The following is a 20,956-nucleotide window of genomic DNA, read 5'->3' as shown; positions in this document are numbered from 1 at the left end:
ATTGTGATTGCTTGGTTCCAAATAATTTGTAAAATCATTGCGCTTGGTCGAGGAGTTAAAATGGATCCGTATTACTAGTCATGGCATCCTAAGCAGATCTTATTAAAAGTAATTTTTTGGATACAAAAGACTATGGCTCGCATTCCGGACAATCCACTCATTCTTATTGATGGTTCTTCTTATCTTTATCGTGCATTTCACGCTTATCCTGACTCGATGACCAATGGAGAGATTCCAACGAATGCCATCTATGGTGTCGTGAATATGTTGCGCAGTATGATGCGCCAGTTTTCTTCAGAGCGTATTGCCGTGATCTTTGATGCGAAAGGTAAGACGTTTCGAGACGATATGTATCCAGAATACAAAGCCAATCGACCATCAATGCCTGATGATCTTCGCTGCCAAATCGAGCCACTACACAATATGATCCGAGCGATGGGATTACCTTTGATCTCGATCCCTGGCGTAGAAGCGGATGATGTTATCGGTACGTTGTCCTCTCAAGCATCAAAAATGGGCATACCAGTGCTAATCAGTACTGGAGATAAAGATATGGCCCAGCTTGTTAACGAGCATGTCACCTTGATCAATACCATGACCAATGTCGTGATGGATAGAGAAGGTGTGATTGAGAAGTTTGGTATTCCACCGGAACTTATCATCGATTACTTGGCGTTAATGGGCGATAAAGTTGACAATATTCCTGGTGTACCAGGGGTTGGGGATAAAACAGCGACCGCACTCTTGCAAGGTATTGGTAGCCTTGAAAAGATTTATGAAAATCTTGATGATATTGCGGCACTTGGGTTCCGTGGTTCGAAAACCATGGCGAAAAAGCTGATTGATAATAAAGAGAATGCAGATATGTCGTATCAGCTTGCGACAATAAAGCTCGATGTGGCATTGGAAGAGACACCAGAATCGTTGTTGAAATCCACCCCTGATGTCGATGCGTTGATTAAGTTATACGGAAAGATGGTCTTTAAGTCCTGGCTAAATGAGTTACTTGAAGGCGGAACGGGAGTTGTGCAAGCGGACGAAAAATCAGGTGCTGTGCGATCTGCGCCAAGTCAGGAAGTGGAACTCGACAATCCTGCAGTGACCATTGATCGCAGTCGCTATGAAACGATTCTAGATAAAGATACTTTCGCAATATGGTTACAAAAGCTGAAAGATGCAGAGCTGTTTGCGTTTGATACCGAAACGGACAGTCTCGATTATATGGTGGCTAACTTAGTCGGTGTGTCATTCGCAACAGAAGAAGGGGTGGCCGCGTATGTGCCCGTCGCCCATGATTACTTAGATGCCCCTGAGCAGCTGGATCGTGATTGGGTGTTAGAGCAGTTAAAGCCGATTCTGGAAGATGATAACCAAGCGAAAGTGGGGCAAAACCTCAAATACGATGCCAGCGTGTTGGCGCGCTACGATATCGATATGAAAGGCATTAAACACGATACAATGCTCGCATCTTACGTACTCAATAGCGTGGGTGGCAAACACGATATGGACAGCTTGGCGCTGCGCTTCTTACAGCACAGCTGCATTTCATTTGAACAGATAGCAGGTAAGGGTAAAAAGCAACTTACCTTCAATCAGATTGAGCTTGAACAGGCGGCACCGTACGCAGCGGAAGATGCTGATGTGACTCTGCGTTTACACAATCGAATCATGTCACATTTAGACAAAGACGAAAAATTGAAAGCTATCTATGAAGAGATAGAGATGCCTCTCGTGCCTGCAATATCTCGCATTGAACGAACTGGGGTTTTCGTTGACGACATGATGCTTGGTGCACAATCCCAAGAAATTGCCGCTCGTCTGGATGAGCTTGAACAAAAAGCCTACGAAATCGCAGAGCAAGAATTCAACTTAGGCTCACCGAAACAGCTTCAAGCGATCTTATTTGAAAAAATGGGGCTTCCTGTCATTAAGAAAACGCCGTCCGGTGCCCCTTCTACGAATGAAGAAGTATTGCAAGAACTGGCTCTGGATTACCCTTTACCCAAAATCTTGATTGAATATCGCGGCTTAGCAAAACTTAAATCTACGTATACCGATAAATTACCAAAAATGATTAACGCAGAAACGGGACGCGTGCACACGTCTTACCATCAAGCGGTTACGGCGACAGGGCGTTTATCATCAACCGATCCAAACCTGCAAAATATCCCAATTCGAAATGAAGAAGGCCGCCGTATTCGTCAAGCGTTTGTTGCACCGCATGGGCATAAGATTCTTGCGGTCGATTACTCTCAAATTGAATTACGCATCATGGCGCATTTATCCGGTGATAAAGCCTTGCTAGAAGCGTTCCAGCAGGGCAAAGATATCCATGCGGCAACCGCTGCTGAGATTATTGGCGTTCCTATTGAGGAAGTGAGCAGTGAACAGCGTCGACAAGCTAAAGCCGTTAACTTTGGTCTTATTTATGGTATGAGCGCATTTGGTTTGGCCAAACAACTTGGTATTGCTCGCGGTGAAGCTCAGCGATACATGGACACATACTTTGAGCGTTACCCTGGTGTGATGCAATACATGGAAGACACACGCAGCGCTGCTTCTGAGCAAGGTTATGTTGAAACTATCTTTGGGCGACGTTTACACCTCCCTGAAATAAAGTCGCGTAATGGCATGCGTCGTAAGGCCGCAGAACGTGCTGCGATTAATGCCCCTATGCAAGGAACCGCCGCTGACATTATCAAAAAAGCGATGCTCTTGGTTGATGAATGGATCGAGTCTCATGGAGAAGGCCGGGTGAAATTGCTGATGCAAGTGCACGATGAACTTGTTCTTGAAGTAGAAGAGTTAGTATTGAGCGAAATTGAAAGTAAAGTACAGGAATTGATGGAGTCTGCAGCAACGTTAGATGTTCCATTGATCGCTGAAGCAGGCCACGGTGACAACTGGGATCAGGCGCATTAGACACTTTTGGAGTCAATAAGCATTAATAATATGAGCCAGCGCACAAACGCTGGCTTTTTTGTGCGGGTAAATAAAGACGCTACCTAAAAAGATTGTTTGTATGTAAAACAAAACTTGCTGAAAAAAAACTACAAAAAAAGTTTTCATTTATGACCAATTGTTGTACATTGTCTGGGTAGGGTACAGAGGTAAGATGTTCTATCTTTCAGACCTTTTGTTTCACGTTATTGGATTAGGCTGATTCAGCCGCCCCAGTCAGCATTTGACTGGGGCGTTTTTTCTTGTGGCAGAGAAAAACTTTTCTAGGCCAGATCTCAGCACCACTTTCTACAATCCTCCCCTTTTTAGTCCCTCAATCGTTATCTTAAACGATGGTTTTTTCTGACTCCCCTGTAATTTTATACCGCTCACATTTTTGTTATTTTACTAAATTAAATAAGCTGAATTTTCCTGTTGTGGTTTATTCTTCTTTATTTAAATCAGTCATTTATGGTTTTATCTTGCCGGTTTTTTACTTTCTTTTGGCAACGAATAAGCAGTTGTAAATTACAGGGCGATAGAGGATGCTAATAGCATAATAATAAATACTATTTCTCTCCCGTTGCCCCACCAGGATGGTGGGGATTTTTATGCCTGTCATTGAGAGGCACTCAAGCGTCTTACCTAAAGCCACTTAAATGAATGGGTCGCCAAACGATATTGTAGGTAATAAAAAAGCCTTACTCTCGTAAGGCTTAAAAAATAGGCATTAACTTATCCGGTTTCTAGCTATTATCTGACCGGTTACCTGGTTCACTATTTTCAGCATCGATAGTGTCGACGAGTTCTTTATCGGTTACTTCAAATGCAGGGGCGTACCAACTATCGAGCTTGCTGCGCAACGTATCGACACCAATGCCTTTTAATGAAGAAAATGCATCAACGGCTACGTCACCACCAAAGCCTATGGAAGATTCGCGTATTTTTAATACCTGGGCATTTCTCGCGCCGCTTTTTAGCTTATCAGCCTTGGTCAGCAGGACTTGAACAGGAATGCCACTTTCTACCGCCCAGAAGATAAGCTGTTGATCGAGGTCTTTCATCGGGTGACGAATATCCATTAATACCACGAGCCCTTTTAACGATTCGCGTTTTTGTAGGTACTCACCCAGTGATTTTTGCCACTTTTCTTTCAGTTTTAAAGGTACTTGTGCAAAACCGTACCCAGGTAGATCGACAATATGACAGCCTTCATCTACTTTAAATAAGTTAATAAGCTGAGTACGTCCTGGAGTTTTACTGGTTTTAGCTAAACCTCTTTGGTTGGTTAAGCGGTTGAGAGAACTTGATTTACCCGCATTAGAGCGACCGGCAAACGCAATTTCGATCCCTTCGTCTTCTGGTAAATGACGAATATCTGGCGCACTGGTAATAAAATGCGTGTTTTGGTAATGAATTTTTACGCTCACTGTTAACTCCATCTCGACTTTGTGTAGTCGATTGATTACTTTTTTGTGAAATTGTGTAAAATAACTGTGCTCGACATATGATCGCCTATTATACCATGAGTGGCAACACTGAGTGGTACTGGAAGCTTTATAATTATAATGGAATGTCATGAAGAAATTAGCGCTAATCTTGAGTCTTTTAGCCAGCTGCTCTGTATGGGCTCAAGGCAGCATCGAAGCTGGTAAAACCAAATCAATAACCTGCGGCGCCTGTCATGGTGCTGATGGAAACAGCCAACTTACCATGTACCCTAGTTTAGCGGGACAACACGGTAAATACCTAGAGAAGCAGTTGAAAGATCTAAGGTTGGGTATGACCAGTGGTGGTAAGCAAGGTCGTATGGACCCTGTGATGAGTGGAATGGCAATGGGCTTGAGCGATCAAGATATTGCTGATTTGTCCGCTTATTATGCCTCACTGCCTATTGCTGCTAAATCAACCCCTGAAAATGTGGTTGAACAGGGTAAGGCCTTGTACGCAGCAGGTGATGCTGAAAGAGGGATTACCGCTTGTATCGCCTGTCACGGCCCTCGTGGTAATGGTACAGAACTTTCTGGTTTCCCGAAAATATCGGGCCAGCATGCAGAATACATTAAATCGCAGTTGATGAAGTTCCGTGACGGAACCCGTAACAACGATATGAATGAGATGATGCGTGATATCGCCAAGAAACTAACGGATGATGATATTGATACATTATCCCAATATGTAGGCGGTTTGCATTAATTAAGCCTCTGTTCGAGCAACGTTTGTAAGAAAAAGCCTTAGCCTTTTGCTAGGGCTTTTTCATATCTAGCGAGTGGATAAAACGGCTTTGCATCGGATTTGGAGTTGCTCAATTAACCGATAGGCCTGTAAGAGATTCGCTATGTTCGGACAAGATATTTCTGATCAGGCTAAGCTAAGTAATTGAAGATAATAACGATTGTTTTTTATTTTTCATAGGGGCTAAAAACTTTGAAGCCACGCGGTTGTTTGAACCGATAATCAAGGTAAATTACGTTTATCAGCAAGGAGCTGAATCAGGACACTAGACCAAGGTGGTCTCCAAGGATGCAAGCTAGGAATGCTTGATGGTTGGACGAAGGACAGTAGCGAGCTTGGAGCTGGCTAGATAAGGATGATCGACTGGTTTCAGGATGAGACAAAGAAATGGATCAGGCTAATGGATAGCCCAGAGTCAGGATGTCGAACGGAATATTAAAATTCATCAGGACGATGAAAAACAAAACTCCGCAGGGAAAGCACCAATAACAAATGGATACTTGAGCACCATTTGAGTGCAGACAAATTTTGCCAAATCTTGGCACTTTGAAAGCGATAGGGAAACCTATCGCTTTTTTATCATCTTAAAAGCAATTATTTCGCTATTCTGGTGTTTAATTGCACAATTTAACTCCACTCTGATCCCACTTTCTGGTATGTTTCGCATCCCTGTTTGAGGATGAAAGAATGCACAACTGTCCTTTATGCCACAATCAAGATACTCACTATTACCATGAAGATAAGCGACGAAGCTATTTTCAATGCAGTGAATGTCATTTGGTATTTGTTGACCCAGTTCAGCGCTTAGATGCAAAAGCAGAAAAAGCTCACTATGATCTTCATGAGAATGATCCTAGTGATGAAGGGTATCGTAGATTTCTATCACGTATTGCTGATCCAATAATAGAACGAATCACATCTAACGCTCATGGGTTAGATTTTGGCTGTGGTCCTGGTCCAACATTGTCTATCATGTTGCAAGAGAAAGGCCACAGTGTTGAATTGTATGATGTTTACTATCACCCTAATAAAGAAGTGTTAGCACAGACGTATGATTTTATGACTGCGACAGAAGTGATCGAGCATGTTTATCAGCCCGATCTCGTGTGGCAGCAATGGTTAAATTTAGTTAAGCCGGGTGGCTGGATTGGTCTCATGACCAAGATGGTCATCGATCTTGAAGCGTTTCAACATTGGCACTATAAGAATGATGTTACTCATGTCATTTTCTTTAGCCGTAAAACCTTTGAGTATCTGGCAGAGCGAGATAAGCTCGAACTTGAATTTGTTGGTAATGATGTAATTTTACTGAGGAAACCCAGTAATGAGTCGTAGTAAAAAATCTAGAAAACCGGGTGCGTTAGGCGCACCAGAGCAAAATGTCACGCGTAACCGTAGCGAATCCGATGTACAAGGCCGCCTACGTAAGCGTGTTAAAAATCGCAAAGGGTTAAAAACCGGCAATCGTAACTCTGAAGTTGAAGAAATAAAGCAACGCCAAGAGAAGCAAAAACGCGATCCTCGTTTAGGCAGCAAAAAGAAGATTGCTTTGGTTGTTGAAGAGAAGAAAAAACCGAATAAGCAAGAGCGTCGAGTTTCAGCAGAGCAAGAACTTGAGATGCTAGAAACAGATACTCAATTGAACGTCTTGCTTGATCGCCTAGAAAGTGGTGAAAACTTGGGTGCAGGCTTACAAAAGTATGTCGATCAAAAGTTGAATCGTATTGAAGTACTCATGAAGCAGCTTGGCTTGTTCGATGAAGAAATCGAAGAGGAAGGCGAAGAGTTGGAAGATGAAATCAACTTTGTGCCTAAGACGATTAAGAAAAGCAGTAAGCCATCATCAGATGAAGAGCTTTTAGCTCAGTTTGAAGGGCTTGATCTGAAAGATTTTAAAGAGTAATTAAATCATGAACGTAACCTTACTAGCCTCGATAGGAGCCCTTATCATCGCTGGGCTAGCATGTTATGCAGGTTACCTTCTGCTCCAAGTAAAGAAGCAAAAGGATTTGCAGCAGCAACAGCAAAAATTGGCGATAGAGAAGCGCAATGCGAATATCTATGACAACGTGAATACACTGTGCATGGCCGGGATTCAGGGCCAGTGCGATTTGTCTGAAATTAGTATCCGTGTGTACAGCATCATGGATTACGTTCAAGGTGACGACCGCATTGATTTTGACCAGACTTATCCTGCTATCTCTGAGCTATATCATGTGGTCAAAGACATGGCGCGAGGCGAAGATCGTCAGGCGTTAGCAAAAAAAGAGAAAATGGAACAAAATTTACTGCGACACAAAGCGGAAGTGAAATTGGCCGAAGCGATTATTGAAGAGCTGAAAGATCTCAAAAAACGCAATCAGCCGCTGAATAACCAAATAAACGTTCAAATGATCTAATCAACGTCGGTCACTCATTGGGCAGAGTGAGTGATCGAGTTGGCAATTCTGAAACTTTCTTACAAAAATGTGTTTTGCTTTCCTACGTAAGGTCGAGTCGTGTGGCAAAATACCCAGTCAACATAAAATCTACGCCGCTCACAGTTAGAAATGGAAATAATTACCATGTCGCAACCCGTTGTATCCGGTCAGCAAATCGTTTGGGATCAAGCTATCCTAGACAAATACAATTATTCAGGACCACGTTACACCTCATACCCGACAGCGTTGGAGTTTCATGAGGCATTCACGGTTGCAGATTATGATATGGCGTGCACTCAATACCCAGAGCGCCCACTCTCTCTCTATATCCATATTCCGTTTTGTCACAAGCTTTGTTACTACTGTGGCTGCAATAAAGTCATTACTCGTCATTCTCACAAGGCTGATGAATACTTAGACGTCATTGAGCATGAGATTCGCCAACGAGCGTCATTACTGCATGATCGTAAAGTCACCCAGCTTCATTTTGGTGGCGGCACACCAACATTTCTAACAAAACAGCAAATAAGTCGTTTGATGGCGATTCTTCGTGGTGAATTTCAGTTTGTTGATGACGCAGAAATCAGTATCGAGGTCGACCCGCGTGAAATTGAGCTCAACATGCTGGATCATTTACGTGGAGAAGGGTTTAACCGTTTAAGTATTGGCGTACAAGATTTCAATAAAGAAGTTCAAAAACTGGTTAATCGTGAACAAGATGAAGATTTTATTATTGCAATGGTTGAGCGAGCGAAGAAACTCGGTTTCCGTTCGACCAATTTAGATCTGATTTATGGTTTGCCTAAGCAGACCAAAGCGTCTTTCGCTAAAACGTTGGCTCAAGTGCTAGAAATGCAACCAGGCCGTCTCTCTGTTTTCAACTATGCTCACATGCCGCAGCTGTTTGCCGCGCAACGCAAAATTAAAGAAGAGGACTTGCCAGAAGCCAGTGAAAGAATGGGCATTCTTCAAGAGAGCATTTCGACCTTAACGGGAGCAGGGTACCAATTTATTGGCATGGATCACTTTGCACTGCCTGATGATGAGTTAGCGGTTGCTCAGCGAGAAGGGGTCTTGCATAGAAACTTCCAGGGTTACACCACTCAAGGTGAAGCCGATTTAGTGGGCTTTGGTGTTTCAGCGATTTCGATGATCGGTGACGCGTACGCTCAGAATCAAAAAGAGCTGAAAAAATATTACGCTCAAGTTGATGAATTACGTCATGCTTTATGGAAAGGGGTTGTGCTCGATAGTGATGACTTACTTAGACGTGAAGTCATTAAGCAGCTGATTTGTAATTTCAAACTTGATAAGTCGATGATTGAATCCACTTTTTCTGTGCGTTTTGAACAATACTTCAAAGAAGACTTACAACTACTGCAAACCTTTATCAATGATGAGCTGGTGGAAGTGGATGAGAGTGAAATACGGGTGACTTTGCGTGGTCGCTTATTGATTCGTAATATCTGTATGTGCTTTGATAAATACTTACGGGATAGAGCCCGTCAGCAACAATTTTCTCGGGTAATATAGCCGCGAGATAGTTGAAAGAAAACCTTCAAAACCACGCTAGCTAGCGTGGTTTTTCTATTTGAGGAGTTTATGGAGTAATGATTTTCCGAGAGGCCACATCCCAAAGAGCTTTGACCAGAGGGTTATCAAGCTGTGAACGTTTACAGCATACCCCGAGTTTAAACGGTACTACGGGCTTTACTTTTAGGCGCTGAATCTTCTCTCTGACTGGGCTGTTGTTAATGACAATGTCAGGGGCAATGCCAACCCCACATCCCAATGCAACCATACTGACAATGGCTTCATGCCCTGAGACTTGAGCGTAAATGTTGGGTTTTATTCGCATACTTTTAAACCAGGCGTTAGCGCGGTCGCGAGCCGTTCCCGCTTCGGGCACAATAAATGGAATGTTTGACCAGTCTGGCTTCTCTTGTTGCAATAGGTCGGCAAAGCTACTGATGCCTGATGGCGCAACAACCGACAGTGGGATCTCGCTAATGGTTTCAAACTCAATGCGAGCGGGAAGCTGATCGGGTTTGGCGGAAATGGCAATGTCTACTTCACCTTTCAGGACCTTATCAATCGCTTGAGCCGGATCGCCCGTGGATAACTTGTATTCGATAAACGGATGCTGCAACCTAAATTCAGAAAGCAGCTCCGGTAGGTGACTATAGCTAGCGGTAACCGAGCAAAAAAGGCGGATTTCCCCCTTTAGTTCCATTTCATTACCTTTAATTTGAGCGTTGTACTGCTGCCATTCGGCCAAAATTCTCATGGCAACAGGCAACAGCTGTTTTCCCGCAGGCGTCAGCTCAACACTGCGGTTATCACGTAAGAATAGAGTCTGATTGGTTTGTTGCTCTAGCTTTTGAATTTGACGACTAAGAGCCGAAGGACTGATATGCATCGCGGAGGCTGTTTTACTAAAGCTGTTGCTGTCACACAAATGTATGAACATTTTCAAGTTCTTAATATCCATAAAGACTTACCTTGGTAAATTATCTAACGTTGCATTTCTTGCAATCACTAATTGTGAATATATCACTTTGAGCAATTGATTGCCTGCTTTAGTATGAGGTTATTCGGCGATAACGCGCCGACCATAACGGAAGAATCAACAAGGAGCGCCCATCATGGCTAACTATTTCAATACTTTAAATCTACGTGAGCAATTAGACCAGCTAGGTCGTTGTCGTTTTATGGACCGCAGTGAGTTTGCTACTGAAGCAGACTATCTGAAAGGTAAGAAAATTGTCATTGTAGGTTGTGGTGCTCAAGGCCTAAATCAAGGTCTAAACATGCGTGATTCAGGCCTAGATGTGTCTTACGCTCTACGCCAAGCGGCGATCGACGAGCAACGTCAATCGTTCAAAAACGCAAAAGAGAATGGCTTTGTAGTCGATAGCTACGAAAATCTAATTCCAACCGCTGATCTAGTGGTAAACCTAACACCAGACAAGCAACACACGAACGTTGTTGAAACCGTTATGCCTCTAATGAAAGAGGGTTCTGCACTCGGTTACTCACACGGTTTCAACGTTGTTGAAGAGGGCATGCCAATCCGTAAAGACCTAACGGTTGTTATGGTTGCGCCTAAATCTCCAGGTACGGAAGTACGTGAAGAGTACAAGCGTGGTTTTGGTGTTCCAACGCTTATCGCTGTTCACCCAGAAAATGACCCTAAGGGCGAAGGTTGGGATATCGCTAAAGCTTGGGCGGCAGGTACTGGTGGTCACCGCGCTGGTTGTCTAGAGTCTTCTTTCGTTGCGGAAGTTAAATCAGACCTAATGGGTGAGCAAACTATTCTATGTGGCATGCTGCAAGCGGGTTCTATCGTATCTTACGAGAAAATGATTGCTGACGGCATTGAACCAGGCTACGCAGGTAAACTTCTACAGTACGGCTGGGAAACCATCACTGAAGCGCTTAAGTTTGGTGGCATCACTCACATGATGGATCGTCTATCAAACCCAGCGAAAATTAAAGCATTCGATCTTTCTGAAGAGTTGAAAGACCTAATGCGCCCACTGTACAACAAGCACATGGATGACATCATCCAAGGTGAATTCTCTCGCACCATGATGGCTGACTGGGCGAACGACGATGTGAACCTATTCGGTTGGCGTGAAGAGACCGGCCAAACGGCTTTTGAAAACTACCCAGCGTCTAACGTTGAGATTGCTGAGCAAGAGTATTTTGATAACGGTATCCTAATGGTTGCCATGGTACGTGCAGGGGTAGAACTTGCATTTGAAGCCATGACAGCATCTGGCATCATCGATGAGTCTGCTTACTACGAGTCTCTACACGAACTACCACTGATCGCAAACACGGTGGCTCGTAAGCGTCTATACGAAATGAACGTAGTCATCTCAGATACCGCTGAATATGGTAACTACCTATTCGCTAACGTGGCAACACCGCTTCTACGTGAGAAGTTTATGCCTTCAGTAGCGACAGACGTAATCGGTCGTGGTTTAGGTGAAACATCGAACCAGGTAGATAACGGTAAGCTAATCGAAGTGAACGATGCAATTCGTAACCACCCAGTTGAGTATATTGGTGAAGAGTTACGTGGATATATGACGGATATGAAGAACATCGCAGTAGGCGGCTAAATACTTGGCCTAGAGTCTAATTTCTGTGTCGAAGGTGCTCATTTACTCTCGTAAACTCCGCGCCTTCTTCTTGAAATTAAACTCTACTCCGACGTATTTGCTTTGACTTTGTAAAGCGAATATAGAAATACAAAGGGCTTGGTCAGTGATGACCAAGCCCTTTCTTATGGCTACTATTTATCGGATAAAGTAAGTGATTACTTATCCGCTAGCTTCTCTTCAAGCTGAGCAAGCTTTTGCTCCATTTCTGTCAGCTTCTGGCGTGTACGCAACAGTACTTGAGTCTGAACATCAAACTCTTCACGGCTAACCACGTCCAGTTTGTTCAGTTGCCCTTGGATAACTTGGCGAACTTTCTGGTCAACATCCGCACCAAGCTCTTTAACAGGGGTTGGCATAGAGTCATGAATTTGCTTCGCGATTTGTTCTAATTTCTTTGGATCAAACATGTGGGCTGAAACTCCTATTCATTTATGTCTCCATTCTATTTAAAGCGAGCATAAAAGTCGCTAGTTGGTGGAAAAAATGTGCAGTGATGATAGGTGACAGTTAAGGGTGAGACAGAAAAAAGGCCACCGAAGTGGCCTCGTAATGCATATTTACGGTTAGCTTGGGTGAGATATTTCTCGTTGAGCGGCTTTTGCTTCATCAATACGCGCGAGCTTCTCTAGATCTTTATCTTCAACAAACACAGGCAGTGGCTTGTGCTTCTCTGCAAGATAGCTGTAGATAACCGGCAGTACGAACAGAGTAAAGAGAGTACCAATAGCAAGGCCAGCAACGATAACAATACCGATACTAAAGCGTTGAGCGGCACCCGCGCCAGTTGCGTACATGAGCGGGATAAGGCCAGCGATCATCGCGGCGGTTGTCATGAGAATCGGGCGAAGACGAACTTTTGCCGCTTCCATAACTGCGTCGATACGATTTTTCTTATTATGGAGTTGCTCTTCTTTCGCCACTTCACAAATCAAAATACCGTGCTTGGTAATAAGGCCAACCAGCGTGATCAAACCTACCTGAGAGTAGATGTTCATCGTTGCTGCACCCCATGCCAGAGCGATCAAGGCACCACAAATAGCCAGTGGTACGGACACCATGATGACAAGTGGATCTTTAATCGATTCAAACTGAATAGCCAAGACTAGGAAGATGATCGCCAGTGCTAAACCAAAGGTTGCATAAAGCGCACTTCCTTCGGTGACGTATTGGCGTGATTCACCCATGTAGTCGTGGTTGTAACCGCTAGGCAGCTTATCGGTTGCAATACCTTCAAACCAATTGACCGCATCACCCATTGCCGTGCCTGGAGCAGGTACTGCGCCGACTGTGGCAGAATTGAGCTGGTTGAAGTGAGGCAAAGAACGAGGCTCAGCAATCACATCAATTTGAATTAGACTGCCCAATGGAACGGCTTTTCCGTCAGCGGCTCGAACGTAGTAGTTATTCATTGATTCTGGGTTTAAACGGAATTTACGTTCAACCTGTGGAATCACTTCATACGAGCGACCATTGAGGTCAATACGGTTGACATAACCATCCGCCATCATGGTGCTCAGCGTGATGCCAATGTCTTGCATCGTCACTCCGTACGCGCCTGCTTTGTCTTTATCGATGTTAATCTTCATCGTTGCTGAGTCAAAGTTAAGGTCTAAGTCAGAATAAACGAACATAGGGTTTGCGGTCACTTCGCTCAGTATATCTGACGCTACGGTAAATAAGCTCTCAAAGCTGTTTGGCGTGGTAATAACAAACTGAATTGGCAAGCCAGATCCCGCACCAGGAAGTTCTGGCATTTGGAAAGCAGTCACCGCCATACCTGGTACGTTTGTCACTAAATTACCCACGCGTTTTGCCACTTCGGCTTGGCTTGCTTCACGCTCACTCCAAGGCACCATTGAGGCGATACCAAAGGCCTGGTTTGCATTTGGCACCCCAGTAAATACCTGAGCAAAAGAGACTTCAGGTTGATCCGATAGAATCTCATTCACATCGTTCATGGTGTTTTGCATGTAATCCAGGTTAGCGGTTGAAGGCGCTGTACCCATTAACATGATTACCCCTTTATCTTCCGAAGGGGCCAGTTCACTTGGAATGAAGGAAAACAGCACCGGTAATACAGCGAAAACAATCACCGAGAAGCCAATCACTACTGGGCGGTGGGCCATGACCGCCTTTAACATACGTGAATAGCGGTTGGTCATGCCATCGAGCACGTGATGGACTGTCTTCTCAAATTTACCAGGCTCTTCATTAGCTTTAAGCATTTTCGAGCACATCATTGGTGACAGCGTTAATGCGACAATACCTGACACAAAAACCGCACCAGCCAACGTTAATGCAAACTCTTTAAATAGTGAGCCTGTTATACCGCCCATCATTGCGATTGGGGCGTAAACTGCACCGAGTGTTAACGTCATGGCAATAACGGGAACTGCAATTTCGCGGGTACCAATAATGGCCGCTCTAAATGGAGATTCACCGAGCTTTAAGTGCCTATCGACATTTTCCAGAACAACGATGGCATCATCCACCACCAAGCCGATCGCTAATACCATCGCGAGCAGGGTCATTAAGTTCCAAGAAAAGCCCATGACCTGCATCACCATCGCCACACCAATAAGGGAGAGTGGAATAGTGACGATAGGAATGATAACCGCTCGGAAGGATCCCAAGAACAGGGTGATCACAATCAGTACAATTACGGCTGCTTCAAGGATAGTTTTGATGACTTCATTGATCGACTCATTGATTGCAATCGTTGAATCGTACATAACGTTCATCGAGATATTGCTTGGAAGGTTCTTCTCTAAACTAGGAAGAAGTTCAAGCACATCGGCAGCAATGTTGATTGGGTTAGCACTTGGCGCAGCATTGATCGCGGCAACGACCGCTTCTTGACCATTAGCACTGGCACGATAAACATCATGACTCTTTTCTAAGCTCACTTTGGCAATATCAGCCAAACGAATCACTTCGCCTTCGGTTCCCTTTACGACCAAATTTTCTAGCTCGGAAACATTGGATACTTGCGTGTCCGCACTGCCGTTAAAAATAACGAACTCACCGGTGACTTGCCCGGTTGCTGACTGATAGTTATTGGCATTCAAAATACCCATTACATCAGAAGCCGTGAGATTAAGTGCCGCCATTTTTGATGGGTCAAGCCATACACGAAGAGCGTATTTCATCCCACCATAGAGGTCGATTTTTGAAACCCCATTAACGGTAAACAGCTGAGGGTTAACGACACGTTCTAAGTAATCGGTGATTTGACTTGATGCCAGTTCATCACTGGTAAAACCAATATAGAGCACCGCAGTAGTAGAGCCCGTCGACATGGTTACTGTCGGGTCTTCAGCTTCGCCAGGAAGCTGAGAGCGGACTGAGTTGGTTTTAGCCAATATATCGGAAAGCGCCGAGTTAGGATCGGTGTTAAGCTTCATCGTCACGGTTATGGTCGACTGGCCATTTACTGACTGGGAAGTCATATAATCGATATTATCGGCTTGAGCAACGGCTTGTTCTAATGGCTGGGTAATAAAGCCTTGAATCAAGTCGGCACTGGCTCCGTAGTAGCTGGTAGTGACCGTGACTACGGTGTTCGTCATTTCTGGGTATTCGCGAACCTGCATTTTGAAAATAGCTTGCATACCAAGCAAAGCAATCAAAAAGCTGATCGATACTGCCAGAACTGGACGTTTTATGAAAACATCAGTAAAGCGCATAATTTCTCCAGTTACAGCATTGGTGTTTCAGCAGGAGTGGTGGTTGCATCACTTTCAACGATGCGTACTTTGGCGTCGTTACTTAAGCGAACCTGACCTGTTGTCACAACCATATCACCGTCTTTGATACCTTCTAGAACGTGTGCGATGTCAGCACTGCGCTCACCAATTTTTACCACGTGTTGTTTAACTCTCTGAACCCCATCTTCTTCTGAGACGATATAAACGTTATCCCCGTACAGGGTATAAGTGATCGCCGTTTGCGGAATAACGATTTGATTTTCGAGTGTGGGTAGAATGATATTCGCACGAGCAAACATACCGCTTCGAAGCTGCCCATCGTTATTTGGAATATCAGCTTGAACTTGAATCAGGCCACTTTGAACGCTGACTGCGGGTTCAATGGCACTGATCGAACCTTTGAAGGTTTTTTCAGGGTATGCATCGACAAAGATATCAACCGTTTGATTGAGGCCGATACGAGAAATATCCGCTTGAGGAACAGTAAAACGTAAGCGCATAATACTGGTGTCTTCTAAGCGAACAATGTCTGTACCTGCTTGAAGGTATTGGCCTAAGTAGACATTACGAATACCGACAACGCCGGAGAAAGGGGCTTTAATTTCACGGCGGTCAATGGACGCTTTTAAACTCTCAAGATCGGCCGATAGAGAATAGTAATTCGCTTCAGCATCATCGTACGCTTCTTTTGAAATAGAGCCTTTCTTATACAAACCTTGGTAACGCTTGTATTTAGCTTCAGCCGCTGGCAAGCGTGCTTTTGTGCTTTTAAAATTGGCGATTTCAACCTCAGAGTCGAGTAGCACCAAAGATTGGCCCTCTTCTACCTGTGTGCCTGAGTCGAAGGTGATTTTATCGATGACACCGTTGGTTTCATTAGCAATGGTCACACCTTGGTTTGGTTCAATAAAGCCGATTGCTTCAATCACAGGAACCCAGTCTACCGATTTGATTTCTACGGCAGTGACTGGAAATTCTGGTTCAGGTCGATTAGCAAGGTATTCAGCTATTTTCTGCTGTTTAAATAGATTAAAACCTATCACACTGCCAAATAGGACAATGGCGATAAGTAGCATAAAGAAAGTCCACTTTTTCATTCTGCGTATAACTCCGAAGTTAGTGGTTAATTATGGCATCCCAACTTGCATTGATCGCCGCTTCTATGGCGTCGTCGCTGAGTTGGTATTGTCCAAAAGTGTGCTTACGAGCCAGTGTCACGCTTGTTTCCAAGCTCAATGCTGAAAGCAGTTCATTATCAAGTTGTTTAAAAATGCCTTGCTCTTTACCTTGAGCAAAGAAAGCAAAGACTTCATTAAACATACCGCGCTCCTCATCTTGAGAGGTACTACAATTTGCTATAGGAGTTGAATCGTATTGGATGCGGTTTTTTAGCATCGCAATATCAGAGCCAACTAGATTCCAAATATTGAGCCACATCTGTCTATAACGGGCTTTGAGTGGCATAGATTCATTAACATCTTTTTGCACGACGTCAGCAATGCTTTGTGCTACGTGTAACCTCAGCTCTTTAATCAGGTGATCTTTATCGTCAAAATAGCGATAAATTGTACCCGCAGCGACTCCGGCTTTTTTGGCTAATTTTTGCATTGAAAGACCTTGCAAGCCTACATCAGCAACAACCGCACCTGCTGCGAGTAATATCTTTTGACGTTTATCATCTATCAGTTTGCTAGTCATAAGACACCAGTAATGAATGAACGTTCATTCATTATAGCTTAATATGTGCAATAGAATGCAAGCATGAAATGAATAATGGTTAAAAATTCTTATTAACGGGACGATAGCATTCGTGTCATTGCAGGATTATTATAGCCAACATTAAGAGTACAAAGTTGAGAACACCATGAAGCTGAACCCACAACAAGATGAAGCCGTAAAGTTTGTATCAGGACCATGCCTGGTGCTTGCTGGAGCGGGTTCAGGAAAAACTCGGGTAATTACCAATAAAATTGCTTATTTGGTTCAGCAATGTGGTTATAAGGCACGAAATATCGCGGCGGTGACGTTTACTAATAAAGCGGCGCGCGAAATGAAAGAGCGTGTTGGGCAAACTTTAGGAAAAGCGGAATCCAAAGGGTTGATGGTTTCTACTTTCCATACTTTGGGTCTGAATATTATTCGTCGTGAATATAAAGTGCTGGGTTTAAAGGCGGGTTTCTCGTTGTTCGATGACCAAGACCAAATGGCACTATTAAAAGAGCTGACAGAAAAACAGCTGGATGGTGATAAAGATCTTCTGCGCCTGTTGATGAGTAGTATTTCAAATTGGAAAAATGACATGCTCACAACCGACCAAGTGAAAGCACGGGCGCTAGGAGAGCAAGATCAGCTGTTTGCTTTTTGCTATGAAATGTATCAAAAGCAGATGAAAGCGTATAACGCACTCGACTTTGATGACCTTATTTCGTTACCAGTTCTGTTATTGCGCACCAATGAAGAGGTACGTAAGCGTTGGCAAAACCGTATTCGTTACCTGCTGGTGGATGAATACCAAGATACCAATACCAGCCAATATGAATTGGTGAAGTTAATCGTGGGTGAACGAGAGCGTCTCACTGTGGTGGGAGATGATGATCAATCGATTTATTCATGGCGTGGTGCGAAACCTCAAAACCTGGTATTGCTTGGTCAAGATTACCCAAATTTACGTTTGATTAAGTTAGAGCAAAATTATCGCTCTACGTGTCGAATCTTGCGTGCAGCGAATATTTTGATCGCTAACAATCCTCACGTGTATGAGAAAACCTTGTTTTCTGAAATCCCCGAAGGTGAAAAACTTAAGGTGTTGTTGGCAAAAAATGAAGACCACGAAGCCGAACGGGTGACGGGAGAAATCATTGCCCACCGGTTTCTAAACCGCACACACTATAAAGATTACGCGATTTTGTATCGTGGTAATCACCAGTCGCGTTTAATCGAAAAATCCTTAGTACAAAATAAAGTGCCGTACAAATTATCGGGTGGAACGTCGTTTTTCTCTCGAGCAGAAATTAAAGACATCATGGCTTATCTACGAGTGTTGGTTAACCCAGATGATGACAACGCATTCTTGAGAATCGTCAACACGCCGCGCCGTGAGATCGGTCCTGTGACGCTAGAAAAGCTGGGCAGTTACGCCAACATGCGTGGTAAAAGCTTGTTTGCTGCCAGTTTTGAAATGGGCCTAGAGCAACATTTAAAAGGTCGAGGTCTCGAGAATCTGCAGCGATTCACCCAGTGGATAGTTGCGATTGCCGATAATGCCGAGAGAGGTAATACCGTTGAGGCGGTTCGATCACTGGTTCGCGATATCAACTATGAAGATTGGTTGTATGAAACCTCTGCGAGTGCCAAAGCGGCGGAAATGAGAATGAAAAATGTCTCGGACCTGTACTCTTGGATCGTGGCGGATTTAGAAGGCGACAATTATGATCAAGAAGAGAAGACACTTAAAGAAGTGGTATTGAAGCTGACGTTGCGCGATATGATGGAGCGCGGAGAAGACGATGAAGACAGTGATGCGGTTCAGTTGATGACCTTACACGCATCAAAAGGCTTAGAATTTCCTTATGTTTATTTACTTGGCTCTGAAGAGGGCATTTTGCCACACCAAACCAGTATTGATGAAGATAACGTGGAAGAAGAACGTCGTCTTATGTATGTCGGCATCACTCGGGCTCAAAAAGAGTTAACTTTTACAATGTGCAAAGAACGTCGCCAGTACGGTGAACTGATAAAGCCATCTCAAAGTCGCTTTCTTGATGAGTTACCCTTTGATGATGTGGAATGGGAATCGACCAAAAAGCCTGTTTCCGCAGAAGAGCGAATGGAAAAAGGGCAGGCCCACATCGCCAATCTCCGCTCGATGTTTAAAAAATAGCAAATCGGTTTAAACGCAGGGAATCAGCACTTTCGCTAGAGCATATGAGAGCGGATACAAAAAAGGCTTGATGACAAAACCAAGCCTTTTTTATCTGACATTTTATATCTAACAATTGACCAAACTAACAACTGACCAAGGAAAAGAGGACGTTGTTAAATACCTTCGATCATGTGCTCAATAGCAGCAATGATTTCATCGTCTGAACAGTCCATACAAGCACCTCTTGCAGGCATAGCGTTGAAGCCATTGATAGCGTGATCGGCAAGAACGTCTTTACCTTGAGCAATTCGTGGAGCCCAGTCACCCGCATCACCAGTTTTAGGTGCGCCACTCACACCAATGCTATGACAAGCGGTACAGAACATGCCGTAAACAGCTTTGCCATCGCGAGGGCCGCTGGCTTCAGCAACCACTGGCTCACTGCCAGCTAAGTAAACGTCACCAACAGGTTTGATGCGTTCCGCGATAGCCTCATACTCTTCTGGGCTAACACTACTTGCGTACGCTGCTGTAGAACATAACAAAGCTGCGAACAATACACTTAAGATTCGTTGAGACATATCCATTAAACTCACTTTATATTCCTAAGGTAAGTACATGCTTACCAATTATATAGTTAATTGTTTTTATCCCGATCTAACCACTCGAAAGTCTGTTAAATCAATGTAAACAGTGGGTGATTATATCCTGATAACTTGTTGCATTAAACAACAAGTTATCGCCGATCGAATGATTATTCTTTATGAAATAGGTCTTTGTCACACTTTAATTGCCCAAAAAGGCGCCAAACGATAAAAAAAGTTGAAAAAGTACTAGACGACATAGTGTGAACTACGTATTATTCCACTCCGCCGATAGGGCATGCGCCCGTAGCTCAGCTGGATAGAGCGTTGGCCTCCGGAGCCAAAGGTCGAAGGTTCGAATCCTTTCGGGCGCGCCATCCGGATGCTTACACAAGTAAGTGGCATATTGGCAAAACATAGTGGTGGCTATAGCTCAGTTGGTAGAGCCCTGGATTGTGATTCCGGTGGTCGCGAGTTCGAATCTCGTTAGCCACCCCATTATTTAGGTAGTTTAGTTTACTGAGTAAATAAAAGCTTCCTGTTTTGATTCAAGTCACATCCCAAGAATCAAAACGAAATTGTCAGTGAATAGCGTTTTTTAGCGCATCACGGCTCTTGGAATAAGCGGACCAGAGAGTTTTCTCGGGAAGCAAACCAAGTAAAAAAATACATGTCGGTGAATAGCGCAGCTTGGTAGCGCATCTGGTTTGGGACCAGAGGGTCGGGGGTTCGAATCCCTCTTCACCGACCACTATTTCAATAATCGCTTTAGCGGTTATATAAAAAATTAGTGGTGGCTATAGCTCAGTTGGTAGAGCCCTGGATTGTGATTCCGGTGGTCGCGAGTTCGAATCTCGTTAGCCACCCCATTAATTTTGGTAACGTAAGTTTCCTTTTTCGTTCAATCGAAATAAAACCTTGTCGGTGAATAGCGCAGCTTGGTAGCGCATCTGGTTTGGGACCAGAGGGTCGGGGGTTCGAATCCCTCTTCACCGACCACTATAAGAAAGCCTCGTCAGAAATGACGAGGCTTTTT

The 20,956-nt window shown here is 44.0% G+C and carries 15 protein-coding genes and 5 tRNA genes; 13 read left to right on the top strand and 7 right to left on the bottom strand.

All coding sequences use genetic code 11. The features are described 5' to 3' along the window. The first annotated feature begins 132 nt into the window (after positions 1-132). Positions 133-2,922, top strand: a complete 2,790-nt coding sequence (gene polA / locus QF117_RS20940; RefSeq protein WP_282388034.1) for a DNA polymerase I — start codon at positions 133-135, stop codon at positions 2,920-2,922. Positions 2,923-3,686: 764 nt separating this feature from the next. Here polA and yihA read toward each other — a convergent pair. Next, positions 3,687-4,370, bottom strand: a complete 684-nt coding sequence (gene yihA, locus QF117_RS20935) for a ribosome biogenesis GTP-binding protein YihA/YsxC (RefSeq protein ID WP_282388033.1) — start codon at positions 4,368-4,370, stop codon at positions 3,687-3,689. Between the two features lie 148 nt (positions 4,371-4,518). On the opposite strand from yihA, the gene QF117_RS20930 reads away from it, so the two are divergent. The 5 genes from QF117_RS20930 (at position 4,519) to hemN (ending at position 9,128) form a co-directional block, all read left to right on the top strand. Continuing rightward, the gene (locus tag QF117_RS20930) at positions 4,519-5,136 is read left to right on the top strand and encodes a c-type cytochrome (RefSeq protein ID WP_017034613.1); all 618 of its coding nucleotides are present in this window, start codon (positions 4,519-4,521) and stop codon (positions 5,134-5,136) included. 726 nt (positions 5,137-5,862) lie between these two features. Next, a complete protein-coding gene (locus QF117_RS20925; protein ID WP_282388032.1) occupies positions 5,863-6,510 on the top strand; it encodes a class I SAM-dependent methyltransferase in 648 nt (215 codons plus the stop codon). Beyond that, the gene (gene yihI, locus QF117_RS20920; protein ID WP_282388031.1) at positions 6,500-7,078 is read left to right on the top strand and encodes a Der GTPase-activating protein YihI; all 579 of its coding nucleotides are present in this window, start codon (positions 6,500-6,502) and stop codon (positions 7,076-7,078) included. Before QF117_RS20925 ends, yihI begins: the two co-directional genes overlap by 11 nt. A gap of 7 nt (positions 7,079-7,085) precedes the next feature. Beyond that, complete coding sequence (locus QF117_RS20915) at positions 7,086-7,574, top strand: DUF2489 domain-containing protein (RefSeq protein ID WP_017034610.1); 489 nt, start codon at positions 7,086-7,088, stop codon at positions 7,572-7,574. A gap of 165 nt (positions 7,575-7,739) precedes the next feature. Continuing rightward, complete coding sequence (hemN, locus tag QF117_RS20910) at positions 7,740-9,128, top strand: oxygen-independent coproporphyrinogen III oxidase (protein ID WP_017034609.1); 1,389 nt, start codon at positions 7,740-7,742, stop codon at positions 9,126-9,128. 67 nt (positions 9,129-9,195) lie between these two features. Here hemN and ilvY read toward each other — a convergent pair whose 3' ends face one another. Further along, positions 9,196-10,086, bottom strand: a complete 891-nt coding sequence (ilvY, locus tag QF117_RS20905; RefSeq protein ID WP_017034608.1) for an HTH-type transcriptional activator IlvY — start codon at positions 10,084-10,086, stop codon at positions 9,196-9,198. A gap of 154 nt (positions 10,087-10,240) precedes the next feature. Here ilvY and ilvC point away from each other — a divergent pair, with 154 nt between their 5' ends. Further along, a complete protein-coding gene (gene ilvC / locus QF117_RS20900) occupies positions 10,241-11,725 on the top strand; it encodes a ketol-acid reductoisomerase (RefSeq protein ID WP_282388029.1) in 1,485 nt (494 codons plus the stop codon). A 197-nt stretch (positions 11,726-11,922) separates the two neighbouring features. On the opposite strand, the gene QF117_RS20895 is transcribed toward ilvC, so the two are convergent. The 4 genes from QF117_RS20895 to QF117_RS20880 form a co-directional block, all read right to left on the bottom strand. Continuing rightward, complete coding sequence (locus QF117_RS20895; protein ID WP_017034606.1) at positions 11,923-12,174, bottom strand: accessory factor UbiK family protein; 252 nt, start codon at positions 12,172-12,174, stop codon at positions 11,923-11,925. Between the two features lie 156 nt (positions 12,175-12,330). Beyond that, positions 12,331-15,453 carry a multidrug efflux RND transporter permease subunit gene (locus QF117_RS20890; RefSeq protein WP_282388028.1) on the bottom strand — a complete coding sequence of 1,041 codons (3,123 nt, stop codon included), beginning with the start codon at positions 15,451-15,453 and terminating at the stop codon, positions 12,331-12,333. Between the two features lie 11 nt (positions 15,454-15,464). Next, positions 15,465-16,571, bottom strand: a complete 1,107-nt coding sequence (locus QF117_RS20885) for an efflux RND transporter periplasmic adaptor subunit (protein ID WP_282388027.1) — start codon at positions 16,569-16,571, stop codon at positions 15,465-15,467. Between the two features lie 19 nt (positions 16,572-16,590). Continuing rightward, positions 16,591-17,172, bottom strand: coding sequence for a TetR/AcrR family transcriptional regulator (locus QF117_RS20880; protein WP_282388026.1), 582 nt, complete (start codon positions 17,170-17,172; stop codon positions 16,591-16,593). Between the two features lie 166 nt (positions 17,173-17,338). Between QF117_RS20880 and rep the strand changes: the two genes are divergently transcribed. Further along, positions 17,339-19,354: a DNA helicase Rep gene (gene rep, locus QF117_RS20875; protein ID WP_282388025.1), complete on the top strand. Its 2,016-nt coding sequence runs from the start codon at positions 17,339-17,341 to the stop codon at positions 19,352-19,354. Positions 19,355-19,509: 155 nt separating this feature from the next. Here the strand turns inward: rep and QF117_RS20870 are convergent, their stop codons facing one another. After that, positions 19,510-19,923 carry a cytochrome c5 family protein gene (locus QF117_RS20870; RefSeq protein ID WP_282388024.1) on the bottom strand — a complete coding sequence of 138 codons (414 nt, stop codon included), beginning with the start codon at positions 19,921-19,923 and terminating at the stop codon, positions 19,510-19,512. A gap of 297 nt (positions 19,924-20,220) precedes the next feature. Between QF117_RS20870 and QF117_RS20865 the strand changes: the two genes are divergently transcribed. The 5 genes from QF117_RS20865 to QF117_RS20845 all read left to right on the top strand — a co-directional run bounded on the left by QF117_RS20865 (position 20,221) and on the right by QF117_RS20845 (position 20,919). Further along, positions 20,221-20,297 (top strand) — tRNA-Arg (locus tag QF117_RS20865). A 45-nt stretch (positions 20,298-20,342) separates the two neighbouring features. Further along, positions 20,343-20,418, top strand: a tRNA-His gene (locus QF117_RS20860). A gap of 176 nt (positions 20,419-20,594) precedes the next feature. Then, positions 20,595-20,671: transfer RNA gene (locus tag QF117_RS20855), tRNA-Pro, on the top strand. Between the two features lie 42 nt (positions 20,672-20,713). Then, a tRNA-His gene (locus QF117_RS20850) sits at positions 20,714-20,789 on the top strand. Positions 20,790-20,842: 53 nt separating this feature from the next. After that, a tRNA-Pro gene (locus QF117_RS20845) sits at positions 20,843-20,919 on the top strand. Positions 20,920-20,956: the final 37 nt, after the last annotated feature.

Source organism: Vibrio sp. YMD68 (assembly GCF_029958905.1).
In the GTDB taxonomy this organism is placed as follows: Bacteria; Pseudomonadota; Gammaproteobacteria; order Enterobacterales; family Vibrionaceae; genus Vibrio.
Note: the sequence above shows the minus strand (reverse complement) of the source record. Positions and strands in the feature narration are given on the sequence as shown.